Source organism: Micromonospora sp. NPDC049101 (assembly GCF_040648675.1).
In the GTDB taxonomy this organism is placed as follows: Bacteria; Actinomycetota; Actinomycetes; order Mycobacteriales; family Micromonosporaceae; genus Micromonospora.
Map to the genome: position 1 here is coordinate 1 of NZ_JBEZED010000027.1, position 24,446 is coordinate 24,446.

Here is a 24,446-nt window from a genome sequence, read left to right on the forward strand (position 1 = left end):
GTCCACCCCACCCCACCCCACCCCACCCCACCCCACCCCACCCCACCCCACCCCACCCCACCCCACCCCGCCGCCCCACCCCACCCCACCCCGCCGCCCCACCCCGCCCCGCCGCGCCGCCCCACCCCGCCGCGCCGCCCCCCTGTCGATCATGGAGTTGTGGTGGGCGACAAAGTGCCCGAATAGCACCAAGCTAGGCACCACAACTCCATGATCGACGGACCCTCCCCGCGATCTTGCACTTACTGTCGCGATATCGGGGGCACTTCACGCATCTCGACGACCGAAAGTGCAAGATCGGCGCGGCGGGACGACGCCTTGGCTGCGCCGCGCGGGGTCGACGTTGGGTCGGGAGCGCGTAGGGTCTGGTAGCCATGAAGCTGCTGATCTCGGTGGACCTCGAAGGCGGCGCGGGGTTCGTGCATCCCACCGAGACGAATCCGGATCGGTACGACTACGAGCGCGGCCGGGCGTTGATGACGGCTGAGGCGAACGCGGTGATCGCCGGTGTTCTCGATGCCGAACCCGACGCCGTGGTCCGGGTCGCCGACGCGCACGGAACGTTCCGGAATCTCCTGCCGGAGGAGCTCGACCGCCGTGCCCACCTCGTGCGGGGCACACCCCGCCCGCTGGGCATGCTCGCCGGGCTGGACGAGCACACCGACGCCCTTCTGCCCGTCGGCTATCACGCTCGGGCCGGTGCCGGGCCTGCCGTGCTGGCGCACCCGATGAGTGATGCCATCCTCGACGTGCGGGTGGCCGGACGATCGGTGGGCGAGATCGGCCTCAACGTCGCCACGGCCGGGCACCTGGACGTGCCCGTCGTCCTGCTCAGCGGGGACGACACCGCCTGCGCGGAATTCAGTGAGCTGGTGCCTTCGGCAGTCACCGACGCCGTCAAGCAGACCCTGGGTCAGGCCGCCGCGGTCACGCTGCATCCGCAGGAGGCACGGGAGCGGCTGCGCCACGCTGCCGCCGACGCCATCGCGCCCGACGAGGTCCGCTACCGGCCTGCTGCTCGTACCCTCGTCGCCGAGATCGCGCACAGTGGCCGCGCGGCCGCCAGCGTGGCGCGACTGGCCACCCTCGTCGGGCTCAGCCGGTGACCGCGACACCATCGGCCGTCCGGGTGGGGCCGCGCGACGGTTGTACGAGGCGTCATGTCTCGGTGACGTTCCGCCGTATCGCCTGCCCGATCCTGCCCGCCGAACGGGCTGTCGGCAATCCGGCTTGCCGCTTCTTCTGATCCATCCATTCGCATCTGGCGATGGTGTGGTGGGAGTCGTATGGTTCCCCGCAGCACCCCGACAAGCGTTCGTGATGGGCGGTTTCGCCCCTTTTGATGCTGGGCGGTGAACGGCAGTGACGGCAGAAGATCCTACGGCGACAGACCCCGGATGGGTGGACGAAGTCCTGTTCGCAGGCCAGCCGACGGACGTTTGTCTCCGTTTGCCCGAGCCTGTCGACCGGGCCACCCTGCACCGGTTGGTCACCGCCGCGCAGGAGCGGCTCACCGCCGTCGGACTGCGCCCCGGTGGCGCTGCGGCGCTGCGGCTGCCGCCGTCCCTGGCGTACGTGGTGAACCTGCTGGCCACCTGGCGGGCCGGGGCGCAGGCCATCCTGCTCGACCACCGGCTGACCGAGCACGAGGTGGACCGCGCGTTGCTCCGGTTGACCCCGCAGGTGGTCATCGCCCCGGTGCGTACCGGTGGCGGCGCGCTGAAGATCTTCGTCGACGTCACCGCGGGCGTCACCCGGTACGCCGACCGTCCGGCGGTCAGCGGCCACGCCGTGATCCAGCTCAGCTCCGGCTCCACCGGCCCGTCCAAGGTGATCGGTCGCACCGCGGCGGACCTGGTCGCCGAGGTACACCGCTACACCCGGATCGACGGGGTGGCGTTGCCCGGCGAGCGGATCATCCTGCTGCCCTCGATGGTGCACGTGCTCGGTCTGGTCGGCGGCCTGCTCTACGGGCTGCACGCCGGGGTCGAGCTGGTCCCGCCCCAGCGGCTCAGCGGTGACGCCGTGCTGGCGGCGATCAGCGCCGGCACCACACCGGCCACCGTGCTGGGTGTTCCGTTCCACATCGGACTGCTCGCCTCCACCCGACCGACCGGGTCACTGCCGCAGCTACGGCGGATGACCACCGGGGGTGAGCTGGTGCCGGCCGCCGTCGCCCGGGCGTTCACCGACCGGTACGGAGTGCCGCTGGGCAACATGTACGGGATGACCGAGGTCGGGGTGATCGGCACCGACCTGTACGGCGTACACCGGTCGTCGATCGCCCCGGCGCCCGGCATCGAGGTCCGCGAGACCGGCGGTGAGCTGTGGGTCTCCTGCCCGGCGTCGCCGTACGTCGGACCGCACGACCCGACCCGGTGGTCCGACGGTTGGCTGCACACCCGCGACGCCGGCACCGTCGATGCGGACACCGGCCTGGTCACGGTGCGCGGTCGGCTCGATTCGCAGGTCTCCGTCGGCGGGATGAAGGTCGACCTGACCGAGGTGGAGGCCACCGTCGCCGAGCTGACCGGGGTGGCCGCGGCCGTGGTGGTCTGGGACGGCGGCATCACCGCGTACGTCCAGCCGGACGGCCCGCTGTCGGAGGAGACGCTGGACAAGCTCCTCGCGGAGCGGTTGGCCGGCTACAAGCGCCCGCGCGTCCTGCACCTGGTCGATCAGTTGCCCCGCACCACCACCGGCAAGCTGGTGCGCGCGACCGACGCGCTGCGCTCGGCGGTCACCCGGTGACCGGGACCGAGCAGCAGGGCACCCGTCCGCCGCAGCGGCACCGCGGCCGGATCCGGCTGACCGCCGGTGTCCTGGCCGACCCACACGTAGGCGGTGTCCCGACCGGACACCGTCAGCTGACCCACCAGAGAGGGTATCCATGAGAGCCGAGGTCCGCGCCTTCGTCGTCGAGCAGCTCGTCGACATGAACTACGACATCGAGGGGCTCGACGACGACACCACGCTCGGCCCGTCCGGCGTCGACCTGGAATCTCTCGCCCTGGCCGACCTGTCCAGCCGGGTCGAGGACCGGTACGGCCTGACGTTCGCCGACGACGAGTCGGAGCAACTGGCCCTGATGACCGTCGGTGAGTTCACCACCATGGTCGCCAGTCGCGTCACCGCGGCGACGAGCGACAAAGCCTGATGAGCGGTCAGCCCGATCTGGGGCGAGCTGACCTGATGACCATGCTCGCCGAACTCACCGCGACACCGGCTGCCGAGGTGTCCGACCGGATCGGCTCGATGGAGCTTGCCTGGCTGGTGCACCTCGTCGAGCAGCGCTACGAGTGCCGGCTCGACCTCACCGACGACGAACTGTCCGGTATCCGTACCGTCGACGACGCCCTGGTGGTGTTCCGGGCGTCGCTGAGCGCCTCCGCAGATGGTTGAGGCGCGCGTCGCCCAGCTCACCGGCGTGTACGCGGTCAGCGCCCTGGGCCGGGGCGCCGACGCGCAGCTCGCCGGTGCGCTGGCCGGGGTGCCGGCGTTCGGGCCGGTGGACCGGTTCGACACCGCCGCCCGCCGAGTCACCGTGGCGGCCACGGTGCCCGAGGTCGGCACGCTCCCCGACGAGTTGGCCGCCGCGATCGACGCGGCCTGCCGGGCGGCCGGCCTGGACCGTGCACGGCGCGCGGGGTGCGCCCTGCTGCTCGCCGTGCACGGCGGGCCAGCCCTCGATGCCGGCCCGGCGCCGGCCGTACTCGCCGACCGGCTCGCCGCCCGCGGTGGACTGTCCGGCCACACCCGGGTCTACACCAGCGCCTGCGTGTCGGCGAGCACGGCGGTGGCCGACGCCGCCGCCCGGATCACCCGCGGTGACGTCGATCGGGTGGTCGTCGCGGCCGGCTACCTGGTGGAGTCGGACCAGTTCGCGCTCTTCGACGCCGGTCGTGCCCTCGCGGTCGACGGGGCGGTGCGCCCGTTCAGCGCCGGCCGCCGGGGGCTGCTGCTGGGCGACGGCGTGGCCGCGGTCGTGCTGGAATCGAGCACCGGCCGGCGGCGCGGCGTCGATCCGGTGGCCACGGTGGCCGGTTGGGGACGGGCCGGTGACGCGTTCCATCCCTGTCAGCCGGAGCCCGGCGGCACCGGGCTGGCCCGCGCGGTCGATGCCGCGCTGCGCCGGGCCGGGCTGCCCGCACAGGCTGTCAGCTACGTCAACGCCAACGCCACCGGTACCGCGCGCAGCGACGCCGCCGAAGCGGCGGCGCTGCGTCGGGCCCTCGGCGCGCACGGCACGCGCGTCCCGGTCAGCTCCACCAAGTCGGTGCACGGGCACGCGTTGGAGGCGTCCGGGTTGCTCGAACTGGTGGTCACCGCGCTCGCGCTGCGACACGGCGAGCTACCGGTCAACGCCGGCTGGCTGGCCCCCGACGAGGCCTGCCCCCTCAACGTGATCAAGCACCGTCCCGAAAAGTCGGAAGCCACCCACGCCCTGACCCTCAACGCCGCCTTCGGCGGCGCCAACACCGCTCTCCTGGTCGGCGTCGGATGACCACCCCCAACCTCCCGCGATCTTGCACTGTCTGCCCCGACGAATCCCACCAGGCACCCCAAACGGCGACCGAAACCGCACGATCGCCGGTGGAGCGGGCTCGGGCTTCCTGGCCCGAGGGTGGGGACGTCGGGGTCAGCGCGGCGGGGGTGCCGGGGTTCGTGCACTCGGACTTCGCGCCGGTGGTGGTGGCCGTCGCGGAGCGGTGTCTGCGGCGGGGATACGGGTCGGCGGCGGCGCCCGCCGAGGTGCGCACGGGGATCGTGCTGGTCAGCGCCAGTGGCGATCTCGCCAGCGCCGAGCACGTACGGGCGACCGTCGAGGCCGGCGGGCGGATCGGTCCGCTGTTCTTCTTCCAGTCCGTGCCGAACAGCGTCGCCGGACACATCGCGGCCCGCTGGGACCTGCGCGGCCCGGTGGTCTGTCTCAGCCCGACCGGTGACCCGTACGCCGACGGCGTCGCCGAGGCGGACCTGCTGCGCGACGACGGCGACGCCGACGAGGTGTTGCTGATCCTGATCGAACAGGCACCCGACGGGCCGACCGAGGCGGTCGCGGTGCTGCTGGGGGGAGGAGCACGACCATGAGGACACGGGGACTGCGCGGCACACTGGCCGTCGACACCGAGGTGGGTGCGGGCAACGTCCTGGCCCGGGTACTGGCGCACGGCGCGGACCCGGACGGGCCGGGCCTGACCTTCGACACCGCCGTCGACGGGCACCCCGCCGAGACACCCCTGACGCTGGGGCAGCTCAACGAGCGGGTCGCCGCCCGCGCCGCCTGGCTGCACGAGCGCGGGGTACGCCCCCGCGACCCGGTCGCCGTCTGGGCCACCGCCGCCGCCGACATGGTGCTCAGCTTCCTGGCACTGACCCGGCTCGGGGCGATCCCGGCGCTGATGAACGGCAAACTCCGCCCGGAGATCGCCGCCGAGTACATCCGCCGCCTGCGAGGCGTCGGTGTGCTCGCCGACGACGCGCACACCGCCCTGCTGGCCGGGCACGACCTGGGCGTACCGCTGCTTGGCACCCTCGCGCGGACCGGCGCGGGCGACCCGGCGGCGGCCCCGGCGCACTACCGGCACCACCCGGACGACCCGATCGTGATCACGCACACCTCCGGAACGACCGGGGTGCCCAAGGCGGTGCTGCACTCGCACGCCAGCCTCTTCGCGGCCACCCGGCACCTGCTCAGCATGCCGCAGGCGCAGGGCACCAGCCGGATCCTCAACGCGCTGCCCGCCCCGCACACCGCCACGGTGCTGATGGTCAACCAGGCGCTGGGCAACCGCGCCCAGATGCTCCTGCTGTCGGAGCAGGACGGCGAACGGGTGCTGGACGCGATCCAACGCTGGCGCCCCGACGGGGTGTTCGGTTTCTCGGTCACCTGGGCGGAGCTGGCCCGCTTCGACCTGTCCGGGTACGACCTGGACTCGGTGCGGTTGTGGTTCAACACCGGCGACGCCTCGCACGAGCCGCACATCCGCCGCCTCGTCGCGGTCGGCTGGCACGACATCGTCACCCGCGACGGGGTGGCGAGGGTGCCCGGCTCGGTCTTCATCGACGGGCTCGGTTCCAGCGAGATGGGGCACTCGATGTTCCACGTCACCCATCGCGCCGACACCGACTGGTACGGCCGCTGCATCGGTCGCCCGTACCAGTTCACCAGGGTCGCGGTGCTCGACGCCGACGGCGAGCCGGTGCCGGTCGGCGAGGTGGGTTTCCTGGGCATCGACTCGCCGTCACTGTTCCGGGGCTACTGGAACGACTCCATCACCACCTACCGCTTCCGCCAGCGCGGCTGGTACCTGACCGGTGACCTGGTGCGCGTCGACGCCGACGGCCGCTACTACCACGTGGACCGGGCGGTGGACTCGGTCGACGCCGGTGACGGGCGACGCTTCTACACCGCGCTGTCCGAGGAACGGGTCCTCGCCGCCTGCCCGGACGTCACCGACTGCACGGTGGTGATCGTCGCCAAGGCCGGCGGGGTGGTCACCGACGTGCTGCTGGAGTTGGCCGCCGGCGCCGACGCGGCAGAGGACCGCACCGAGCGGGTCCGTGCCGCCCTCGGCCCGGACGTCGGCGCCACGCTGCGCCGGGTGGTGCCGGTGGCCTCCGCCGACATCCCGGTCACCGTGACCGGGAAGGTCCGCAAGGTGGTCCTGCGCGAGCGCTACCTCACCGAGGCGTCGTCGTGAGCGAGCGGAGCGAGCGAACCAGGCAGCTCAGTGGGGTTGCGGCTCGCGCCGCCGTGGAGCGAAGCGGAGCGGCGGCGTGACCGCCCTGATCACCGGGATGGGTCTGTTCACCCCGGTCGGGCGGGGCGTCGAGGAGACCTTCGACGCGCTGACCACCGGCCGGTCCGGGCTGACCCGTCCACCCCAGGGGCACCCGGCGAGCGAGTCGCTGCACGTCGCCGGCCTGCTGCCCGACATTGACCCGCGCACCGTCACGTCCGGGCCGGAGACCCGGGTGCTGGACCGGATCGTCGTGCTCGCCCTCCTCACCGCCGCCGACGCGCTCGCCGACGCCGGCATCGAGGTGGGCCGCGACGTCGACCCGGACCGGATCGGTGTGATCGTCGGTGGGGTCGGGGGGATGGCCACCCTGGAGTCACAGGTGCTGGCCCGGGCGGCCCGGGGTCGGGCGGCGGTCAGCCCGTACCTGCTCACCGGGATCCTGCCGAACATGCCGGCGGCGCGGATCGCCATCGCGCACGGCATCCGGGGCTACAGCTCGTCGGTCGGCACCGCCTGCGCCTCCGGCGCGCAGGCGGTCGCCGACGGCGTCCGGCTCATCGCGACCGGGGAGGCCGACGTGGTGCTCTGCGGGGCCAGCGAGGCGCCGCTCTTCCCGACCTTCGCCGACACCTTCGGCAACGCGCGGGCGTTGGCGCGCGCCGGCACCGACCCGAGCCGGGCGAGTCGGCCGTTCGACACCTCCCGCACCGGGTTCGTCCTGTCCGAGGGTGCCGCGCTGCTGGTCCTGGAGAACGCCGAGCACGCCGCGGCGCGCGGCGTCGCCGGGTACGCCGAGGTGGCCGGGCACGGTGCGACGACGGACGCGTACCACCTGACCGCCCCCCGCCCGGACGGCGCCGGCGCGGCGGCGTGCATCCGCCGGGCGCTGCGCAGCGCCGGTGTCCCGGCGGCGGCGGTCGGTTACGTCAACGCGCACGGCACCGGCACGAAACTCGGTGACATCGCGGAGACCACCGCCCTGGCCGACGTCTTCGGCGTCGGCGGTGTGCCGGTCAGCTCCACCAAGGCGCTCACCGGTCACCTGCTCGGCGCCTCCGGGGTGCTGGAGGCGGCGGTCACCGCGTTGGCGCTCGGTCGGGGGCTGCTGCCCCCGACGTACCACCTCGACGACCCGGATCCGGCCTGCCCGGCGGACCACATCCGTGGCACGCCCCGCAAGGCCGACCCGGAGTACGCGGTCACCAACTCGTTCGGGTTCGGCGGCCAGAACGTGAGCCTGCTGCTGGCGCGGGTCGCCGAGCCAAGGGGGTGATCGACGCGGCGTCCCGGGCGGGGCGCGTCCGGACGGGCGGGGAACCGGGTGGGAAGGGCTTCAGGAGACATGGACATCCGTGGTATCGACCACATCGAACTCTACGTGGGGGACGCCCGACCGGCGGCCTTCTCCTTCAAGGTGCCTGCGTGACCGGCGCCGACCCGGTCCGGCTCTACCGCACGGTCCGGCTGATCCGCCGATTCGAACAACGGGCGGTGGAACTGGTCCACGGCGGGCAGATCGTCGGCGGCATCCACCCGTACCTCGGTCAGGAGGGGATCGCCGCCGGCGTCTGCGCGGCGCTGGGTGCCGACGACGTGCTCGCCGGCACCCACCGTGGGCACGGGCACGTCCTGGCCCGGGGCGCCGATCCGACGCGAATGATGGCCGAGCTGTGTGGCCGGGTCACCGGCCTCAACGCCGGCCGGGGCGGTTCGATGCACGCCGCCGACCTGAGCATCGGCGTGCTCGGCGCGAACGCGATCGTCGGCGCCTCCGGGGCGATCATCACCGGCGCGGTCTGGGCGCACCGCCGCCGGGGCCGCGACACCGTCGGGGTGAGCTTCTTCGGCGACGGCGCGGTCAACGAGGGGATGCTGCTGGAGGCGCTCAACCTGGCCGCGCTCTGGCGGGTGCCGGTGCTGTTCGTCTGCGAGAACAACGGCTACGCCACCACCATGCCGGTCGCCGGCGCGGTGGCCGGCAGCATCGCCGGCCGGGCCGCCGCGTTCGGCATCCCGGCCGTCCAGGTCGACGGCCAGGACCCCGAGAGGGTACGCGCCGCCGCGGCCGAGGCCGTCGACCGGATGCGCTCCGGCGGCGGCCCCGAGCTGATCGAGGCCCGGACCTACCGCTTCGACGCCCATCACACCTTCGAACACGCGGTACGCCTCGACTACCGCCCACCCGACGAGGTGACCCGGGGTCGGGCCCGAGACCCGGTCCGCATCCAGGGCGAACGCCTCTCCGACGTCGACCGCGCCGCAGTGGACGCCGAGGTCGAGGAAACCCTCGACGCGGCCGTGCGGTTCGCCCTGCACAGCCCGGAACCCGACCCGGCCGACGCCCTGGCGTACCTGTACGCCAGCGGCCTGACCGCCCGCACCGGAGGTGGTTGAGGTGCCCCGACTGTCGTACCGCCGGGCGCTGACCCGGGCCCTCGCCGACGAGTTGGCCCGCGACGAGGCGGTGTTCCTGCTCGGTGAGGACGTCCAGGTCGGGGCGTCGCTGGTGACCACCGGGCTGGCCAAACGGTTCGGCACCGATCGGGTCCGCGACACCCCCCTGTCGGAGCAGGCCTTCACCAGCTTCGCCACCGGGGCGGCGCTGGCCGGGCTGCGGCCGGTGATCGAGTTCCAGATCCCGTCGCTGCTGTTCCTGGTCTTCGAGCAGATCGTCAACCACGCGCACAAGTTCCCGCTGATGACCGGCGGGCAGTGCAGCGTCCCCGTCACCTACCTGGTGCCCGGCTCCGGCTCGCGTACCGGGTGGGCGGGGCAGCACTCCGACCACCCGTACAGCCTCTTCGCCCACGTCGGCGTGGTCACCGTCGTGCCGGCCACCCCGGCCGACGCGTACGGGCTGCTGGTCACCGCCATCCGCCACGACGACCCGGTGGTGGTGTTCGCGCCGGCCGCGGCGATGGACGTGCGCGAAAACGTCGAGGACCCGGCACCGGTGCCGCTGGGCCAGGGCCGGATCCACCGCTCCGGCGACGACGTGACGGTGGTCGCGATCGGGCACCTGGTGCACGACGCGCTCGCCGTCGCCGCGGAGCTGGCCGACCAGGTATCGGTGGAGGTGTTCGACCCCCGCACCCTGTACCCGTTCGACATCGACGGCCTCACCGAGTCGGTCGCCCGCACCGGGCGACTCGTGGTGCTCGACGACGCCAACCGCTCCTGCGGAATGGCCGCCGAGATCATCGCCTCGGTGGTGGAGCGGGTCCGGCTGCTCGCCCCACCCCGCCGGGTCACCCGCCCGGACGGGGCGGTGCTCCCGTTCGCCCCGGCACTGGACCGGGCCGTCCAGCCCGGCCGGGACCAGCTCGCCACCGCCATCCACCTGACCATGAAGGACGGATCATGATCGACCCGAACTACGCGTGGCCGACGGCTGACCGGGCCTGGACCGACCTGCCGGAGCCGGCCCGTTCGGCCATGGTGGCCGGTGGGGCGGCAGCCTGGGAGCAGGTCTTCCACGGCCGGGCCACCTACAACAAGCAGTGGCGGTTGGCCCGCCCCCCGGTGCTCACCGCCGACGCCTGGCGGGAGCTCAACGAGGTCTGCGACCGGCTCGCCCAGCTCATCCTCGACGCCTGCCGTCGGCGGACCGGCACCGCCGGTGAGCTGCGCCGGCTGCTCGGCGTACCGGCGGGGGAGACCCGCCTGCTGGACGAGGCCGAGCCGCTGACCGAGGCGCTGCTGGCCGCGTACCGCCCAGATGTGATCTTCTCCGGCGGGGTGCCGAAGTTCGTCGAGTACAACATCGACAGCAGCCTCGGCGGCGGGTTCGACGCCGACACCGTCATCCAGCGGTTCGCGCGCCTGTACCGGGAGCGGGGCATCCTCGACGACCTGCCGGTGCGGGCCGCCCCGTCGCTGCTCGACCAGCGGTTCGTGGCGATCCGCGAGGAGCTGCGGCTGCCCGACGGCGCCCGGGTGGCGCTGCTGATGGACTTCGACGCCGACTACCCGGGCCTCGACGACCCGCAGACGTTCATCCGGATCCTCGACCCCCTCGCCGTACGGGCCCGGGACTTCGGCATCGACCTGGTCATCGCGCCGGTGTCCAGCGCCACCCTGGACGCCTCCGCGCGGTTGGTGGTCGACGGCGCGCCGGTCGACGCGCTGTTCCGGTTGTTCGTGCCCAACCGGGTCACCCCGACCGCCGGCCTGGACGCGGTGGCCGGGGCCCTCGCCGCCGGCACCCTCCCGATGTTCGTGTCGGCGGCGGCGTGGCTGCTCGGCAACAAGACCATTTTCGCCTGGCTGTGGGAGGACGTGGACGGGCTACCCGCCGACGACCAGGCGCTGATCCGCCGGCACGTGCCGTACACGGTGCCGTTGACCGCCGCGGTGCTCGACCGGGCCATCGCCGAACAGGCCGAGCTGGTGGCGAAACCCGCCGACGGCTCCGCCGGTCACGGCGTGCTGCTCGGCCCGGAGCTGAGCGCGGCGGACTGGGCCGAGGGTGTGCGGGCCGCCGTCGATCGGGGCGGCGCGATCCTGCAGGAGTACCTGCCGACCGACCGGGTGTCGATGGACTTCGTTCAGATCGAGACCGGCGAGACGGTCACCGCCGACGTCCCGTTCTCGCTGGCCCCGTACCTCTTCGGCCGCCACGCCTCCGGCGGCCTGGCGAGAGTCGGCTACCCCGGCTGCGACGGAGTCCTCAACCTGGCCCACGGAGTTCTCCTAACCGGAGTCCTCCTAAAGCACTAACCCACCCCCGCTTTGCCCTGGTTGATCATGGAGTTATTGCTCCCCGCATCGGCGTGTCGGGGCAATAACCTCATGATCAACGGGGGCTGGGCGGAGGGGAGGGGGTGGGGGCTGGGAGGGGGCTTCGGGGCGGGGGAGGGAGAGGGAGAGGGAGAGGGTGCGGAGGGTTTGGGCTGTTGCTATGGCGTCGCTGCGGGCGCTGCCGTGGCGGCCGTCGGTGCTGTAGAGGGTGGGGTCGGCCGTCAGGGGGTGGTCGGTCAGGTGCACGTGGATTGTGTTCAGGCTCTCGGCCAGGTTGGCGCTGTGTGCCGACAGGCGGCGCATTCGTTCGCCCAGGCCGGGCCGGAGGTGCTCGGGCACCGCGGGGCTGTGCGAGACGTCGAACATGCCCACGGTGATCACGTCGGCCCCCACGGCGCGCAGCGCGGTGATCATCGTGGTCAGCTCGGCGTCCACCGCCTCCGCGTCGTACGCCGGGTGGAAGGCGTCGTTGCCCCCGCAGACGACCAACGCCAGGTCCGGTGCGAAGGCGAGTGCCGGGGCGAGCTGGGTGGCCCGCACCTGGTGCGCGCGCAGCCCGCGTCGACCCAGATTTTGGTACGCCAGCCCGGGGCGCACGGCGGTCAGCTCGGCGGCGACCCGGTCGACCCACTGCACGTCCGGGTAGCCCGGCGTCGGCTCACACATGCCCTCCACGACGCTGTCGCCGAGCGCCACGAACCGCCGCCACGGGTGCCCACGCAGCAGTTCGGTGGCCTCTCCGGGGCGCAGACAGTACGGGTCCGTCGATTCGGTGAGCGTCGATGGCATGTCGGCACGCTAGCCGACCGCCGGACCGTCGGGCCAGGCTCAGTCGGTCACGCTGGCCTCGGCCAGGCCGTCGCTCTGCTCGGCGAGGAGTTCGCCGAGCACCGACGTCCGGAGGTGCGAGCAGGAGTGGCACAGGTCGGGTCAAATGGAGGTCGTGGCGACCATCCGCGCTCGACTAGCCGCCGTCCGCGCCGCCTGGCGTGCCGGCACCCCCACCGCGGCCCCCGGCCGCCCGACGCGGGAGAGACGGCCTCGGCCGACTACCGTCGCGTCGCGCGCCCTACGCCCTGGCCGACCGTCGACAACCCGGTTGGAGCTGGCTCCGGGCGCCCCCCTGGAACTCAGACCGGACCCCTGGCAACGGTTACTCGGCCTGGGGAGCATCCTGTCGGTGATCGTCCTCGCGATCGGGCTGTACGTCACCAACGCCGCCAACCGTGCGCAACAGGAGGCCAACCGCGAGCAGCAACGCCTCACCGCGCAGGGGCAGATCACCGACCGCTTCACCGCGTCGATCGAACAGTTGGGGCAGCCCGGCGCCGACAAGGTGGACGTGCGCCTGGGCGCCATCCACGCCCTGCGACGGATCATGCGCGATTCTACGGCCGATCGTCCTGCCGTCGTGGAGATCCTGTCGGCGTTCGTCCGCGTCCACTCGGTCGGCGGGGCGGCCGCTCCCACCCCCGCTCCTACCGACGAGGCCACGGCAGCAGCCTCGTTCGAGGACACCCGGGTACCGCCCCCGGTCGACATCCACGCTGCTCTGGCCGCGCTCGGCGACAGGGACTCCCGCAGCGGCCGGCCAGACCTGACCCGCGTCGACCTGTCCCGTACCGACCTGCGCGGGATGGACCTGGCCGGAATGAGCCTGGGCCTGGCGAATCTGGAAGGGGCGAACCTCTCCGACGCCGACCTGACCGACGCGGACCTGGCGGGCGCCAACCTGACCGACGTCGACCTGACCGACGCGGACCTGCGCCGCGCCAACCTCCGCTCGGTGGACCTACAGCGCGCGCAGCTGAACCGGGCGCGACTGGACCACGCCACCCTCGCCGGCACGAGGCTGGTCGAGGCGACCCTGCGTTTTGCCGTGCTGACCGACGTGAACCTGTCCAACACCGATCTGACCAACGCGGACCTGACGGGCGCGGACCTCACCAACACGATCCTGTTCGGCGTCGACCTGTTCGGCGTCGGCCTGAACGGGGCTAACCTCGAACGGGCGAGACTGCTCGCGAGTGTGAACCTCCGCTGCGCTTTCGTGGACGACCAGACGCGCCTGCCGGCCGAAGTGGCCCGGCCGGCGACTGACGCGCACGCCGACGACCCCGAGTGTCGCGCCCGCCGGGCACGGCTGCGGTAGGGCCTCGCGAGGCAGCCGGGCCGGTCAGGGTGTGGTGACGGGGGCGGACCGGGCCGGTGTCTCCGGGCCGGAGGCCCTGCTCAGCAACGGGTACGCGGTGATCACCAGGCACGCCGCCGCCATGGTCAGCAGGGCCGGGGTGAGCCCCAGAGCGTCCACCGACCAGCCGCCGAGCAGTGCGCCGACCGGCAACCCGACGAAGGCCAACGAACCGGCGATGCCGATCACCCGGGTCTGCAACTCCGGCGGTATCCGCTCGTAGAGCGCCACCCCGAGCAGCGGGTTGACCGCCGCGATGCCGATTCCGGACAGGAACGTCACCACCAGCACCACCGGCAGCTCGTCGCTGATCGCCAGCGCCACCAGCCGGGGTGTGCCGGCGACCAGCGCGCCGAGCAGGAACGTCAGCCGCCGGGGCAGCCGGGGCCCGAGCATGGTGAACACCAGGTTGCCCAGCAGCGCGCCCGCCGAGAACGCCGCCAGCACCAGACCGAGGCCGCTTGGGCCGTGCAGCTCCCGGGCGACCCAGACCGGGATGTAGACGGCCACGCTGGCGTTGGCCACCATGTTCAGCGCCGAGACGACGGCGAGCATGCCGAGCAGCGGCCGGTCCCGACCCAGGTAGCGGAAACCGGCCCGCAGCGCGCGCAGGTAACTCTCCGGCTGGGCGGGTTGCGCCGGGGCGGCCGGCGGGCGGACCAGGACACCGATCAGCAGCGCGCAGACGCCGAAGCTGGCCGCGTCGATGAGGAGCGCCTCGGTGACCCCGAACGCGGCGATCAGCAGGCCGCCGACGGCGGCGCCGAACAGGGTCACCACCCGGCTGAGCCCGTCGTACGCGGAGGTCAGCCGGATCAGCGGTACTCCGGCGGCCTCCGCGACCGGGCGGAACATCACGTGCTTCACCCGGTCCCCGATGCCCCGCAGCGCGCCGGCCACCGCGACGAGCGCCACCAACGGGGCGAAGCCCAACCACGGGGTCAGTGCGACGACGACCATCGCCACGGCGCTGCCCGCGTCGCAGAGGATCGAGGTACGGCGCAGGCCGATCCGGTCCGCCCAGGGCGTGCCCAACGCGCTGGACAGGAGGTACGGCAGGGTCTCGGCGAACGCGACCAGGCCCATCTTGGTGGGGCTGCCGGTGGTGACCAGCACCAGCCACGGAATGGTCACCACCGAGATGCGGGTGCCCAGGTTGGAGATCAGGTCCGCGCTGACCAGGATGACCAGTTGCCGGCGGGGAGTCACGCCCCGACCGCCGTCGCCCGACGCGCCGCGTACCGCGCGCGCAGGGCCCGCTTGTCCACCTTCATCGACCGGTTCACCGGCAGCCGGTCGACGAACTCCACGGCGGCCGGCGCCCACATCTCGTTCAGCTCGGCGGTCACCAGGTCGATCAGCTCCGCCCCGGCGACCGTCGCGCCCGGGGCGAGCACCACGTACGCGTACGGGACCTCACCGGCCGTCTCGTCCGGTACGCCGATCACGGCGGCGGCCCGTACCCGGGGATGCCCGGCCAGCACGTCCTCGATGGGGCGGCAGAAGATCGGCCAGCTCCGTCGTTGCGTGAGGATCGCGTCGTCTGCCCGGTCGACCAGGTAGAGGTAGCCGTCGTCGTCGAGGTGACCGATGTCGCGGGTCCGCACCCAGCCGTCCACGAGCGTCTGCGCGGTCAGCTCCGGCTGGCCGTGGTAGCCGGCGAAGCGCAGCCGGGTGTGCACCCACACCACGCCGTCGCGGCCGGTCGGCAGCACGGTGCCGTCGTCGCCGCGGATCTCGATGCGGACGTCGCCGTAGGGCCGCCCGCAGGAGCCCAACCGCTGCGGGTGCTCCGGATCGTCAGTCAGGCCGGGCAGGGCGGTGACCACGACGGCCTCGCTGAGGCCGTACACGATGCGCAGCACCGGGCCGAACCGCGCGATGGCCTGGCGCAGCCGGGCGGGCGCGGCGGGCCCGGCGCCCACGTTGAACATGAACATGGCGGAGAAGTCCGCGCCGACAAGCGCCGGATGGTCCAACACCTCGTAGAGCATCGGCGGGGTGACGAAGGTCGAGTTGATCCGCTCCCGCTGCACGGTGTCCGCGAAGGCCACCGGGTCCCAGTCGTCGCGCAGGAACAGCACCCCGCCGGTGAACAGGTTGAACAGGGTGGTGATCTGCCCGCTGGCCAGCCACATCGGTGAGTGCGACAGGTGCCGCAGCAGCGGAAAACCGGCGGCGCGGAAGTCGGCGGCCAGGGCGAGGATCTGGGCGTAGAAGCTGGCCCGGTGGTGCACCAGCTTGGGGCTGCCGGTGGTGCCGCTGGTCTGCAGGAACGACTCGGGCGTCGGCACGGCCGCCGGCAGGTTCGTCACGTCGGCGTCGGTGTCGGCGGTGAGGTCGGGGCCGGTGCCGCCCGCGCCGAGACAGCACACCGGTGTGCCGGGCAGCGCCGCGGCCAGCTCCGGGCCCAGACCGGCCCGGTCCCGGGCGTCGTAGACCAGGGCGTCCGGGCGGGCCAACCGGATGAACTCGTCGACCTCCCGGCGCGCGGTCACCGGGGCGACCCACATCGTCCGGCAGCCCAGCAGGTGCAGGGCGAGCTGCAGCAGCGGAACCTCCACCGCGTTCGCGACGGTCACCAGCACCGCCGACCCGGGCCGTACGCCGTGCCGGGTCAACGTCGCGGCCATCGCCCGGACCCGGGCGGCAGCGTCGGTGTAGGTGAGGCGGCGACCGGCGCCGACGAGCGCCTCCCGGTCGCCGAACTCGGCGAAGAGGTCCAACACCCTGTGCACGTAGGTCGTGTCGTGCCCGGGTCCGTCAGTCATCCGGCAGCCCCCATCCCCAGAAAGCGGCGGTCCCGGGCAGCTCCCGGTGACGACGCGACGGTGGCGCGCTCGGGCGACCGCACCGCCGCCGCCTGGAAGCCTAGGCGCGAAACGGCTGGTCGGAACCGTGCCGACGGGCGATCCGACGGGCCCGCCGGACATTTGATGGCGTCGATCAGGTCGATTGACGCCCGTCAGCGGCGGCGGCTAGGTTTCTGGACCATCGTCCAGGCGGGCGCCGTCAGCGGACGGCCCCGGGCTGCCACACGATGGAGGTTCCATGGCAACGGCAACCCCGAAGAGATGGCCCGTCATCGCCGCCGCGGCCGCGCTGTTGGTCGTCGGCGCACCCGCCGTCGTCGCCAGCGCCGGTCCGTCCGGCACCGCCGCCGGCCGACCCGACCGCGCCGAGTGGGCGGGCAGTTGGGCCACCGCGGTCACCCGGGGCAACTCGGTCGGACTGACCAACACCGGCCTCAACGACCAGAGCGTCCGGATGATCGTGCACGTGTCGGTGGGCGGACCGGCGCTGCGGGTACGCCTCAGCAACCTGTACGGCGAGCAGGCGGTCCGGGTTGGCCGCGCCACCGTCGCCCGGCCGAACACCGCGACCCCCGACGACCTCTCCGACATCGAGGCGACGTCGGTACGCTCGCTGAGCTTCACCGGCGCCACCACGGCGACCATGAACCGGGGCGCCGAACTCCTCAGCGACCCGCTGGCCTTCCCGGTCGCGGACGACAGCGACCTGGTGGTCACCCTGCACTTCCCGACGCCGACCGGCCCGACCACGTTCCACGGGCAGTCCCAGCAGGCCAACTTCATCGGCGCGGGGGATCTGACCGGGGTGGCCGAGGGCACCGGGTTCACCACCCGTCCCACCTGCTGCTGGTTCTTCCTCTCCGGCATCGACGTGCAGCGCAGGGGCAGTCCCGGCGCGCTCGTCGTGCTCAGCGACTCCATCGGTGACGGCAACGGCAGCACCGTCAACGCCAACCGGCGCTGGCCCGACCTGCTCTCCGACCGGCTGCTCGCCGACCGGCCGGACAAGCGCACCCCGGGCGTGCTCAACCTGAGCCTGGCCGGCAACCGGCTCAACCACGAGGGCACCGAGCCGGGCGACGGGAACTACCCGGGCTATTACCAGCTCGGCCCGAACGCCGCCGCCCGGCTCAACGAGGACGTCTTCGGCCAGACCGGGGTGCGCACCGTCGTCACCCACCTGGGCATCAACGACATCTGGATGTCGAACGACGCACCCGAGGCGATCATCGCCACCCTGCGGCAGATCAACCAGCAGCTCCAGCAGCGCGGACTGACCAGCCTGGTGGCCACGCTGACGCCGTACGAGGGGCACGGCGCACCGGGCGTGTGGACGCCGCAGAAGGAGGCCACCCGCCAGGCGGTGAACGCGTACCTGCGCGGCAGCCGGGAGTTCGACGGGCTGCTCGACTTCGACCGCGTGGTGCGCGACCCGGCGCGACCCAGCCAACTGCTGCCCGCGTACGACTCGGGGGACCACATCCACCCGAACGATGCCGGCAACCAGGCGCTGGCCGACGCCGTGCCGCTGCGGCTGCTCGATCTGTGACCCGGGCCGGGGGCGGCGGGTCATCCCCGCTGTCCCCGGCCACCGACATCGGCGGGAAGGAGTTGGCCGTGGACGTGGAGGAGATACTCACCGGCCTGTACAGCGAACCGGGCAGACAGGATCCCTACCCGTGGTACGCCGACCTGCACCGGCTCGGCCCGATCAGCGCGGTGCCGGCGCGCGCCGAGCACCGGACGGTGGCCGCGGTCGCGGTCGGCTACGACCTCGTCGACGGGTTGCTGCGCGATCCGGAGTGGACGAAACAGCCGCCGCCGGGGTGGGAGGAGCAGGAGATTCTGCGTACCTTCCAGACCTCGATGATGTTCGTCAACCCGCCCGATCACACCCGGATGCGGCAGGTCTTCTCCCGCACCTTCACGCCGCGCCGGCTCGGCGCGCTGGAACCGGTGATCCTGCGGGTGGTCGACGAGCTGCTGGACCGGATGGCGGACGCCGGGGAGGGCGTGGTCGACTTCGTGGCCGACTTCGCGTACCCGATTCCGGCCCTGGTGATGGCCGAGTTCATCGGCATCCCGGCCGCGGAGTTGCCGTGGTACCGCGAGCGGGTGGGCTGGATCGACGAGTTCCTGGATGTGGCGGGGAAGACCCCGGAGCGGCTGGCCGCGGCCAACACCGCCGCGCGGGATCTGCGGGTCTTCTACCGGGATCTGCTCGGGCATCGCCGCCGGGTGCCCGGGGAAGACCTGCTCAGCGGGTTGGTCGAGGCGCTCGACTCCGGTGAGGTGGCGCTGACCGAGGACGAGCTGGTCAGCAACCTGATCGTGCTGTTCAACGCCAGCTTCGTCACCACCGTCTACATGTTCAGCAACGGGTTGCCGTTGCTGTTGACCCAGCCGGGGACGGTCGCGGCGCTGCCCACCGACGCCACACTGGCCCAGGGCTGCGTGGACGAGGTGCTGCGGTTGGCGAGCCCGGTGCACTTCCTGGCCCGAGCCGCGCCGGCCGACACCGTGCTGAACGGCGTGCCGGTCGCCGAGGACGACAACGTGCTGATCCTGATCGGGGCCGCCAACCGGGACCCGGCCCGCTTTCCCGACCCGGACACCTTCGACCCGACCCGTTCCGGCCCCCCGTCGCTGTCCTTCGGCGTGGGCCTGCACTTCTGCCTCGGCGCGGCGGTGGCGCGGTTGGAGGGACGCCTCGCGCTGCCCCGGCTGTTCGCCCGGTTCCCCGCCCTGACGATCACCGAGACGCCGACGTACAGCGGCAGCCTGTTCCTGCGCGGCATCGACAAGCTGTTGGTCAGCACCGGAGGATAGGAGCGACATGGCCCTACATCCGGAGGTGGCCGCGTACCGGGCGGCCCGTGCCGCGGCTGGCGCGGCGGCGTTCCGCCGTGCGCGCTTCGGCCGGTCGGACGGGCCCGCCGGGTGCGACGTGGCTGCCGCACCGACGGGCACGGCGGCGGACGATGGGTGAGCGGGTGCTGGCCGACCTGCCGGCCGTGTCGCTCGCCGACTACGCCGAGCGGGCCCGCGCCGTGCTGCCACCGGACGTCTGGGACTACGTGGCCGGCGGCAGCGCGTCCGAGGTGACCCTCGCCGCGAACCGTCGCGCGCTGGACCGGGTCGCGGTGCTGCCCCGGGTGCTGCGCGGGGTGGGCACCGTCGACCTCGGCACCCACCTGCTCGGTCGTCGGTACGCCATGCCGGTCGGGGTGGCGCCGATGGCGTACCAGCGTCTGCTGCACCCGGACGGGGAGCTGGGTCTGGCCGCGGCGGCCGGTGCGGCCGGCATCCCGTACCTGGCGAGCACGCTGGGCAGCACACCCATCGAACAGGTCACCGGGGCGGGCGTGGACGTCTGGTTCCAGCTCTACTGGCTGCGCGATCGGGCTCTCGTCCGGGACCTGCTGGACCGGGTCGTCACGGCCGGGTGTCGGGCGCTGGTGGTCACCGTGGACGTGCCGGTGCTCGGCAGGCGTCCCCGGGACCTGCGCAACGCGTTCCGGCTGCCGGCCGAGGTGGTCGCCGCGAACCTCCCCGACGGTCGGGACGCGCTGGCGCACTCCGGTGCGCCCGGGGTGTCCGCGATCGCCGCGCACACCGCGGCGTCGTTCGCGCCGGCGCTGCGCTGGGCGGACCTGGCGTGGCTGCGCGAGCAGGTCGACCTGCCGCTGGTGGTCAAGGGCCTGTTGGACCCGCGCGACGCGATCGAGGCGGTACGGATCGGCGCGGACGCGATCGTCGTCTCCAACCACGGCGGGCGGCAACTGGACGGCTCGCCAGCGAGCGTCACCATGCTGCCGGAGGTCGTCGACGCGGTCGGGGACGGCTGCCAGGTGCTGCTGGACAGCGGCATCCGGGGCGGCACCGACGTGCTGCGGGCGCTGGCGTTGGGCGCGGCCGGGGTGCTGGTCGGCAGGCCACTGCTCTGGGCCCTCGCAGCCGGTGGCGAACCGGCCGCCCGGCACGCGTTGGCGCTGCTGGCCACCGAGCTGACCGACGCGCTCACCCTGGCCGGCTGTGCCGACGTGGCGGCAGCCGGCGAGCTGCGCACCCTCGGGGTGGGCTGAGGGGTGAGCGCCGCCGAACCGGTCGACCTGACCGTCGCCGACCTGCACCCCGCGCTGGGTGATCCGGCGTTGACGTCGATGAACTTCCTCAACGAGGTGTCCGAGCGCTACCCGGCGGCGGTGTCCCTCGCGGCCGGCCGGCCGTACGAGGAGTACTTCGACCTGGCGGCGGTGCACCGGCACCTGGACACCTTCCACCGGCACCTCGTCGACGACCTCGGGCACCGACCGGAGCAGGCCCGGCGACTGCTGCTGCAGTACGGCCGGACCAAGGGCATCGTGCACCACCTGATCGCCCGCAACCTCGCCGTCGACGAGGGGATCACCGTCGACCCGGAGGACGTCGTGGTGACGGTCGGCTGCCAGGAGGCGATGTTCCTGGTGCTGCGGGCGTTACGGGCCGGGCCGATGGATGTGCTGCTCGCGGTCGCACCGACCTACGTCGGGCTGACCGGGGCGGCCCGGCTGGTGGACCTGCCGGTGTGGCCGGTCGTCGGTGGGTCGTCCGGGGTCGATCTGGCCGACCTGGCCGCCCAGGCACGCCGCGCACGGGCGGCCGGGCTGCGGCCGCGCGCCTGCTACCTGATGCCGGACTTCGCCAACCCCTCCGGGGTCAGCATCGACACCGCGCACCGGCGGCGGCTGCTGGACCTGGCCGTCGAGGAGGACCTGCTGCTGTTGGAGGACAATCCGTACGGGCTCTTCCACCTCGACGACGGGCCCCGCCCGCCCACCCTCAAGGCGTTGGACACCGGACGGCGGGTCGTCTACCTCGGCTCGTTCGCCAAGACCGTGCTCCCCGGCGCGCGGGTCGGGTACGTGGTCGCCGACCAGCGGGTGGCCGGTGCGGACGGACGGGTCGGCCCGCTCGCCGACCAGCTTGCCATGATCAAGAGCATGGTCACGGTGAACACGTCGCCGATCGCGCAGGCGGTGATCGGCGGTCGGCTGCTGGAGCACGGATGCAGCCTGGTGGCCGCGAACATTCGGGAGCGGGCCGCGTACACCCGGAATCTGCGTCACCTGGTGGCCGGCCTGACCCGGCGCTTTCCGGCCGTGCCGGACCGGCCGGCGGCGGTGCGCTGGACGGTGCCGGCCGGAGGGTTCTTCGTGGTGGTGACCGTGCCGTTCCCGGTCGACGACGCGTTGCTGGACCGCTCGGCGCGCGACTACGGGGTGCTGTGGACGCCGATGGCGCACTTCTACGACGACACCGCGCCGGTACGCGCGTTGCGGTTGTCGGTCAGCGCGGTGACACCCGAGCAGATCGACGTCGGGCTGGATCGCCTCGCGGAGCTGATCACCGACGAGTTGGCCCGTCGAGCGGGCTGACACACCGCGTTCACCGGATGGCAATGCGCGACGGCCGGCGTGCCGTCGTCCTGGGTGGACGGTCATAATGGGCCGCATGGTTGCCTGGGAGTACGCCCTGCTCGTCCGCCGTTATCAGGGACAGGGCCGCAATTTTCATGTCTCGTTCGTCTGGTACGCCCCGGACGGGTCCCGCAAGGACATCACCGCCTTCGGTGACACCGCCATCGCGCACCTCAACCGTGCCGGCCGGGAGGGGTGGGAGTTGGTCTCCGCGGCCGAAGACGTGAACAACGTCCAGGGCAGCACCGAAGTGCACCGCTACCACCTCAAGCGCCCCCTGGCCTGACGCCCGCCTCCGGACGCGGACCCGGCCTGGGCCTGGTCCGCGTCCGACGAGCGGGTCGGGTCAGGTCAGGTCGATGGCCGGGTAGAGGGGGTGCGGGGCCAGCAGGTCGGTCGCCTGCTGGGCGATCTTGTCGGCCAGGTCGGCGTCGAGGTTGTACTTCGCCTTGGACGGGGTGCCGTCGGCGTTGGCGCCGGCCGTGGTCTGGGCCAGCACGGTGTGGATCAGCTCCGCGGTCTGGTCCATCTCGGCGGTGCCGAGGCCCCGGGTGGTCAGCGCCGGGGTGCCGATCCGGATGCCGGACGTGTACCAGGCGCCGTTCGGGTCCTGCGGGACCGAGTTGCGGTTGGTGACGATGCCCGAGTCGAGCAGCGCCTGCTCGGCCTGCCGGCCGGTGAGCCCGTAGCCGGACACGTCGATCAGCACCAGGTGGTTGTCGGTGCCGCCGGTGACCAGCTTGGCGCCCCGGCGCAGCAGCCCCTCGGCGAGAGCCTGGGCGTTGTCCACGATCCGCTGGGCGTAGTCGGCGAAGTCGGGCCGGCGGGCCTCGGCGAGGGCGACGGCCTTGGCGGCCATCACGTGCGGCAGCGGACCACCGAGCACCATCGGGCAGCCCCGGTCCACCTGGTCGGCCAGCTCCGGCTGGCAGAGCACCATGCCGCCGCGCGGGCCGCGCAGCGACTTGTGGGTGGTGGTGGTGACGATGTGCGCGTGCGGCACCGGGTCGAAGTCGCCGGTGAACACCTTGCCGGCCACCAGGCCGGCGAAGTGCGCCATGTCGACCATGAAGGTGGCGCCGACCGAGTCGGCGATCTCCCGCAGGATCCGGAAGTTCACCTTCCGGGGGTACGCCGAGTAGCCGCCGACCAGGATCAGCGGCTTGAACTCGCGGGCCGCCTCGGCGACCCGGTCGTAGTCGATCAGGCCGGTCGCCGGGTCGGTGCCGTAGCTGCGCTGGTCGAACATCTTGCCGGAGATGTTCGGCCGGAAGCCGTGGGTGAGGTGGCCGCCGGCGTCCAGCGACATGCCGAGCATCCGCTGGTTGCCCAGCTCGCGGCGCAGCGCGAACCAGTCGGCCTCGGTGAGGTCGTTGACCTGGCGGACCTGCGCCTTCTTCAGCGCGGGGGACTCCACCCGGTCGGCCAGCACCGCCCAGAAGGCGACCAGGTTGGCGTCGATGCCCGAGTGCGGCTGCACGTAGGCGTGTGGGGCGCCGAACAGCTCCCGGGCGTGCTCGGCGGCGAGCGCCTCGACGGTGTCGACGTTCTGGCAGCCGGCGTAGAAACGGCGGCCGACGGTGCCTTCGGCGTACTTGTCGCTGAACCAGTTGCCCATGGCCAGCAGCGTCGCCGGGGAGGCGTAGTTTTCGCTGGCGATGAGCTTGAGCGACTCCCGCTGGTCGGTCAGCTCGGCGCCGATGGCGTCGGCCACCCGCGGCTCGACAGCCCGGATCACCTCGAGGGCGCTCCGGAATGCGGTGGACTCGGCGTTGTGCGACATGCGACCTCCAACAGACGTGCGGGAAGGCCCAGGCGCTCGGCAAACGTCCTCGTGACGGGGCCGCTCCCCGATGGTTGTCCATCCCCACGCGCCAGTAACGGCCCGCGCCGATCCTACCGGGCCGTCCAGGGCCCTCCCACGCGGTCCCCGGGAGATTGGCGCACGACGAGGGGCCCGGCAGCACGCCGGGCCCCTCGGTGTACGCGACCGACTCAGGCGGTCATCGCGTCCATCGCCTTCTTGATCGCCTTCGGCGCGGTGGGGGTACGCGGCGCGTCGGCCCGCAGCGCGATCATCCGCTCGCCGATCTCCTGGAGTTGCTTGCGGCCCAGCGCGTCGCGGACCTTGGGGAACCACTCCTCCTCTTCCTCCTCCACGTGGTGCGTGACGTTCTCGATCAGCACCGTCGTCTTGGCGTTGAAGCGTTCGTCGTCGGCGTCCATGCTGGCCAGCTCGGCGCAGAGCACGTCGGCCACGTGATGCTCCTCGTACGACTCGAGGATGTCGTCCTCCAGGTCGGGCAGCAGGCGGCGGACTTCCGGGTACATCACCTCGTTCTCGAGGTACGTGTGCACGGTGAGGGCCTCCAGGATTTCCTCCACCAGCTTCTGCCGCTTGCTCGCCGGACCCTCCTCGGCATCCTGGAAGGCCTTGAACAGTCGGCGCATCTCCTTGTGGTCCTCTTTGAGCAGGACGATGGCATCTGTCGACACG

Annotated in this window: 23 protein-coding genes, 1 pseudogene and 1 riboswitch; of the genes and pseudogenes, 18 read left to right on the forward strand and 6 right to left on the reverse strand. The window is 72.7% G+C overall.

The genetic code is table 11. From position 1 onward, the window contains the following. Nucleotides 1-374 precede the first annotated feature (374 nt). Both AB0B57_RS28945 and AB0B57_RS28950 read left to right on the forward strand, forming a co-directional pair. Nucleotides 375-1,106: a M55 family metallopeptidase gene (locus AB0B57_RS28945; RefSeq protein ID WP_357076611.1), complete on the forward strand. Its 732-nt coding sequence runs from the start codon at nt 375-377 to the stop codon at nt 1,104-1,106. Between the two features lie 295 nt (nt 1,107-1,401). Further along, complete coding sequence (locus AB0B57_RS28950) at nt 1,402-2,751, forward strand: class I adenylate-forming enzyme family protein (RefSeq protein WP_357076614.1); 1,350 nt, start codon at nt 1,402-1,404, stop codon at nt 2,749-2,751. Here AB0B57_RS28950 and AB0B57_RS28955 read toward each other — a convergent pair. Then, nucleotides 2,679-2,876, reverse strand: coding sequence for a hypothetical protein (locus AB0B57_RS28955; protein WP_357076617.1), 198 nt, complete (start codon nt 2,874-2,876; stop codon nt 2,679-2,681). The two genes, AB0B57_RS28950 and AB0B57_RS28955, sit on opposite strands and share 73 nt — an antisense overlap. Before the next feature lie 14 nt (nt 2,877-2,890). Between AB0B57_RS28955 and AB0B57_RS28960 the strand changes: the two genes are divergently transcribed. The 9 genes from AB0B57_RS28960 (at nt 2,891) to AB0B57_RS29000 (ending at nt 11,465) form a co-directional block, all read left to right on the forward strand. Then, nucleotides 2,891-3,157, forward strand: coding sequence for an acyl carrier protein (locus AB0B57_RS28960; protein ID WP_357076620.1), 267 nt, complete (start codon nt 2,891-2,893; stop codon nt 3,155-3,157). Beyond that, nucleotides 3,157-3,402: an acyl carrier protein gene (locus AB0B57_RS28965; protein WP_357076623.1), complete on the forward strand. Its 246-nt coding sequence runs from the start codon at nt 3,157-3,159 to the stop codon at nt 3,400-3,402. The genes AB0B57_RS28960 and AB0B57_RS28965 overlap by 1 nt, the downstream gene beginning before the upstream one ends. Next, a complete protein-coding gene (locus AB0B57_RS28970; RefSeq protein ID WP_357076627.1) occupies nt 3,395-4,504 on the forward strand; it encodes a beta-ketoacyl synthase N-terminal-like domain-containing protein in 1,110 nt (369 codons plus the stop codon). The genes AB0B57_RS28965 and AB0B57_RS28970 overlap by 8 nt, the downstream gene beginning before the upstream one ends. 89 nt (nt 4,505-4,593) lie before the next feature. Beyond that, nucleotides 4,594-5,091, forward strand: coding sequence for a beta-ketoacyl synthase chain length factor (locus AB0B57_RS28975; protein ID WP_357076630.1), 498 nt, complete (start codon nt 4,594-4,596; stop codon nt 5,089-5,091). Then, on the forward strand, nt 5,088-6,704 hold the full coding sequence (locus tag AB0B57_RS28980) for a class I adenylate-forming enzyme family protein (protein WP_357076633.1): 1,617 nt from the start codon (nt 5,088-5,090) through the stop codon (nt 6,702-6,704). The genes AB0B57_RS28975 and AB0B57_RS28980 overlap by 4 nt, the downstream gene beginning before the upstream one ends. Nucleotides 6,705-6,780: 76 nt before the next feature. Then, on the forward strand, nt 6,781-8,019 hold the full coding sequence (locus AB0B57_RS28985; protein WP_357076636.1) for a beta-ketoacyl-[acyl-carrier-protein] synthase family protein: 1,239 nt from the start codon (nt 6,781-6,783) through the stop codon (nt 8,017-8,019). 149 nt (nt 8,020-8,168) lie between these two features. Continuing rightward, the gene (locus AB0B57_RS28990) at nt 8,169-9,140 is read left to right on the forward strand and encodes a thiamine pyrophosphate-dependent dehydrogenase E1 component subunit alpha (RefSeq protein ID WP_357076639.1); all 972 of its coding nucleotides are present in this window, start codon (nt 8,169-8,171) and stop codon (nt 9,138-9,140) included. 1 nt (nt 9,141) lies between these two features. Further along, nucleotides 9,142-10,110: a transketolase C-terminal domain-containing protein gene (locus tag AB0B57_RS28995; RefSeq protein ID WP_357076642.1), complete on the forward strand. Its 969-nt coding sequence runs from the start codon at nt 9,142-9,144 to the stop codon at nt 10,108-10,110. Next, the gene (locus tag AB0B57_RS29000; RefSeq protein WP_357076645.1) at nt 10,107-11,465 is read left to right on the forward strand and encodes a hypothetical protein; all 1,359 of its coding nucleotides are present in this window, start codon (nt 10,107-10,109) and stop codon (nt 11,463-11,465) included. Before AB0B57_RS28995 ends, AB0B57_RS29000 begins: the two co-directional genes overlap by 4 nt. Before the next feature lie 150 nt (nt 11,466-11,615). Here the strand turns inward: AB0B57_RS29000 and AB0B57_RS29005 are convergent. Beyond that, nucleotides 11,616-12,275: pseudogene (locus tag AB0B57_RS29005) on the reverse strand (SGNH/GDSL hydrolase family protein); the annotation flags it as partial. A 391-nt stretch (nt 12,276-12,666) separates the two neighbouring features. Here AB0B57_RS29005 and AB0B57_RS29010 point away from each other — a divergent pair. Further along, nucleotides 12,667-13,638 carry a pentapeptide repeat-containing protein gene (locus AB0B57_RS29010; protein ID WP_357076648.1) on the forward strand — a complete coding sequence of 324 codons (972 nt, stop codon included), beginning with the start codon at nt 12,667-12,669 and terminating at the stop codon, nt 13,636-13,638. Between the two features lie 24 nt (nt 13,639-13,662). On the opposite strand, the gene AB0B57_RS29015 is transcribed toward AB0B57_RS29010, so the two are convergent. Together AB0B57_RS29015 and AB0B57_RS29020 are read right to left on the reverse strand one after the other, a co-directional pair. Further along, nucleotides 13,663-14,886: an MFS transporter gene (locus AB0B57_RS29015; RefSeq protein ID WP_357076651.1), complete on the reverse strand. Its 1,224-nt coding sequence runs from the start codon at nt 14,884-14,886 to the stop codon at nt 13,663-13,665. After that, entirely contained in the window at nt 14,883-16,448 is a 1,566-nt protein-coding gene (locus AB0B57_RS29020) for an AMP-binding protein (protein WP_357076654.1), read from the reverse strand. Before AB0B57_RS29020 ends, AB0B57_RS29015 begins: the two co-directional genes overlap by 4 nt. 313 nt (nt 16,449-16,761) lie before the next feature. Here AB0B57_RS29020 and AB0B57_RS29025 point away from each other — a divergent pair, with 313 nt between their 5' ends. The 6 genes from AB0B57_RS29025 (at nt 16,762) to AB0B57_RS29050 (ending at nt 22,235) form a co-directional block, all read left to right on the forward strand. Continuing rightward, complete coding sequence (locus AB0B57_RS29025) at nt 16,762-18,039, forward strand: SGNH/GDSL hydrolase family protein (RefSeq protein ID WP_357076897.1); 1,278 nt, start codon at nt 16,762-16,764, stop codon at nt 18,037-18,039. A gap of 68 nt (nt 18,040-18,107) precedes the next feature. Next, on the forward strand, nt 18,108-19,319 hold the full coding sequence (locus tag AB0B57_RS29030) for a cytochrome P450 (RefSeq protein ID WP_357076900.1): 1,212 nt from the start codon (nt 18,108-18,110) through the stop codon (nt 19,317-19,319). Nucleotides 19,320-19,326: 7 nt separating this feature from the next. Next, entirely contained in the window at nt 19,327-19,479 is a 153-nt protein-coding gene (locus AB0B57_RS29035) for a hypothetical protein (RefSeq protein WP_357076657.1), read from the forward strand. Continuing rightward, nucleotides 19,472-20,575, forward strand: coding sequence for an alpha-hydroxy acid oxidase (locus tag AB0B57_RS29040; protein ID WP_357076660.1), 1,104 nt, complete (start codon nt 19,472-19,474; stop codon nt 20,573-20,575). Before AB0B57_RS29035 ends, AB0B57_RS29040 begins: the two co-directional genes overlap by 8 nt. A gap of 3 nt (nt 20,576-20,578) precedes the next feature. Further along, nucleotides 20,579-21,907 carry a PLP-dependent aminotransferase family protein gene (locus AB0B57_RS29045; protein ID WP_357076663.1) on the forward strand — a complete coding sequence of 443 codons (1,329 nt, stop codon included), beginning with the start codon at nt 20,579-20,581 and terminating at the stop codon, nt 21,905-21,907. A gap of 67 nt (nt 21,908-21,974) precedes the next feature. Further along, entirely contained in the window at nt 21,975-22,235 is a 261-nt protein-coding gene (locus AB0B57_RS29050; RefSeq protein ID WP_110566555.1) for a hypothetical protein, read from the forward strand. Between the two features lie 60 nt (nt 22,236-22,295). On the opposite strand, the gene AB0B57_RS29055 is transcribed toward AB0B57_RS29050, so the two are convergent. Beyond that, nucleotides 22,296-23,732, reverse strand: a complete 1,437-nt coding sequence (locus AB0B57_RS29055) for a glycine hydroxymethyltransferase (protein WP_357076667.1) — start codon at nt 23,730-23,732, stop codon at nt 22,296-22,298. 19 nt (nt 23,733-23,751) lie between these two features. Further along, a riboswitch (ZMP/ZTP riboswitch) is annotated at nt 23,752-23,841 on the reverse strand. 103 nt (nt 23,842-23,944) lie between these two features. Beyond that, a complete protein-coding gene (locus tag AB0B57_RS29060; RefSeq protein WP_357076670.1) occupies nt 23,945-24,445 on the reverse strand; it encodes a hemerythrin domain-containing protein in 501 nt (166 codons plus the stop codon). Nucleotide 24,446 lies beyond the last annotated feature (1 nt).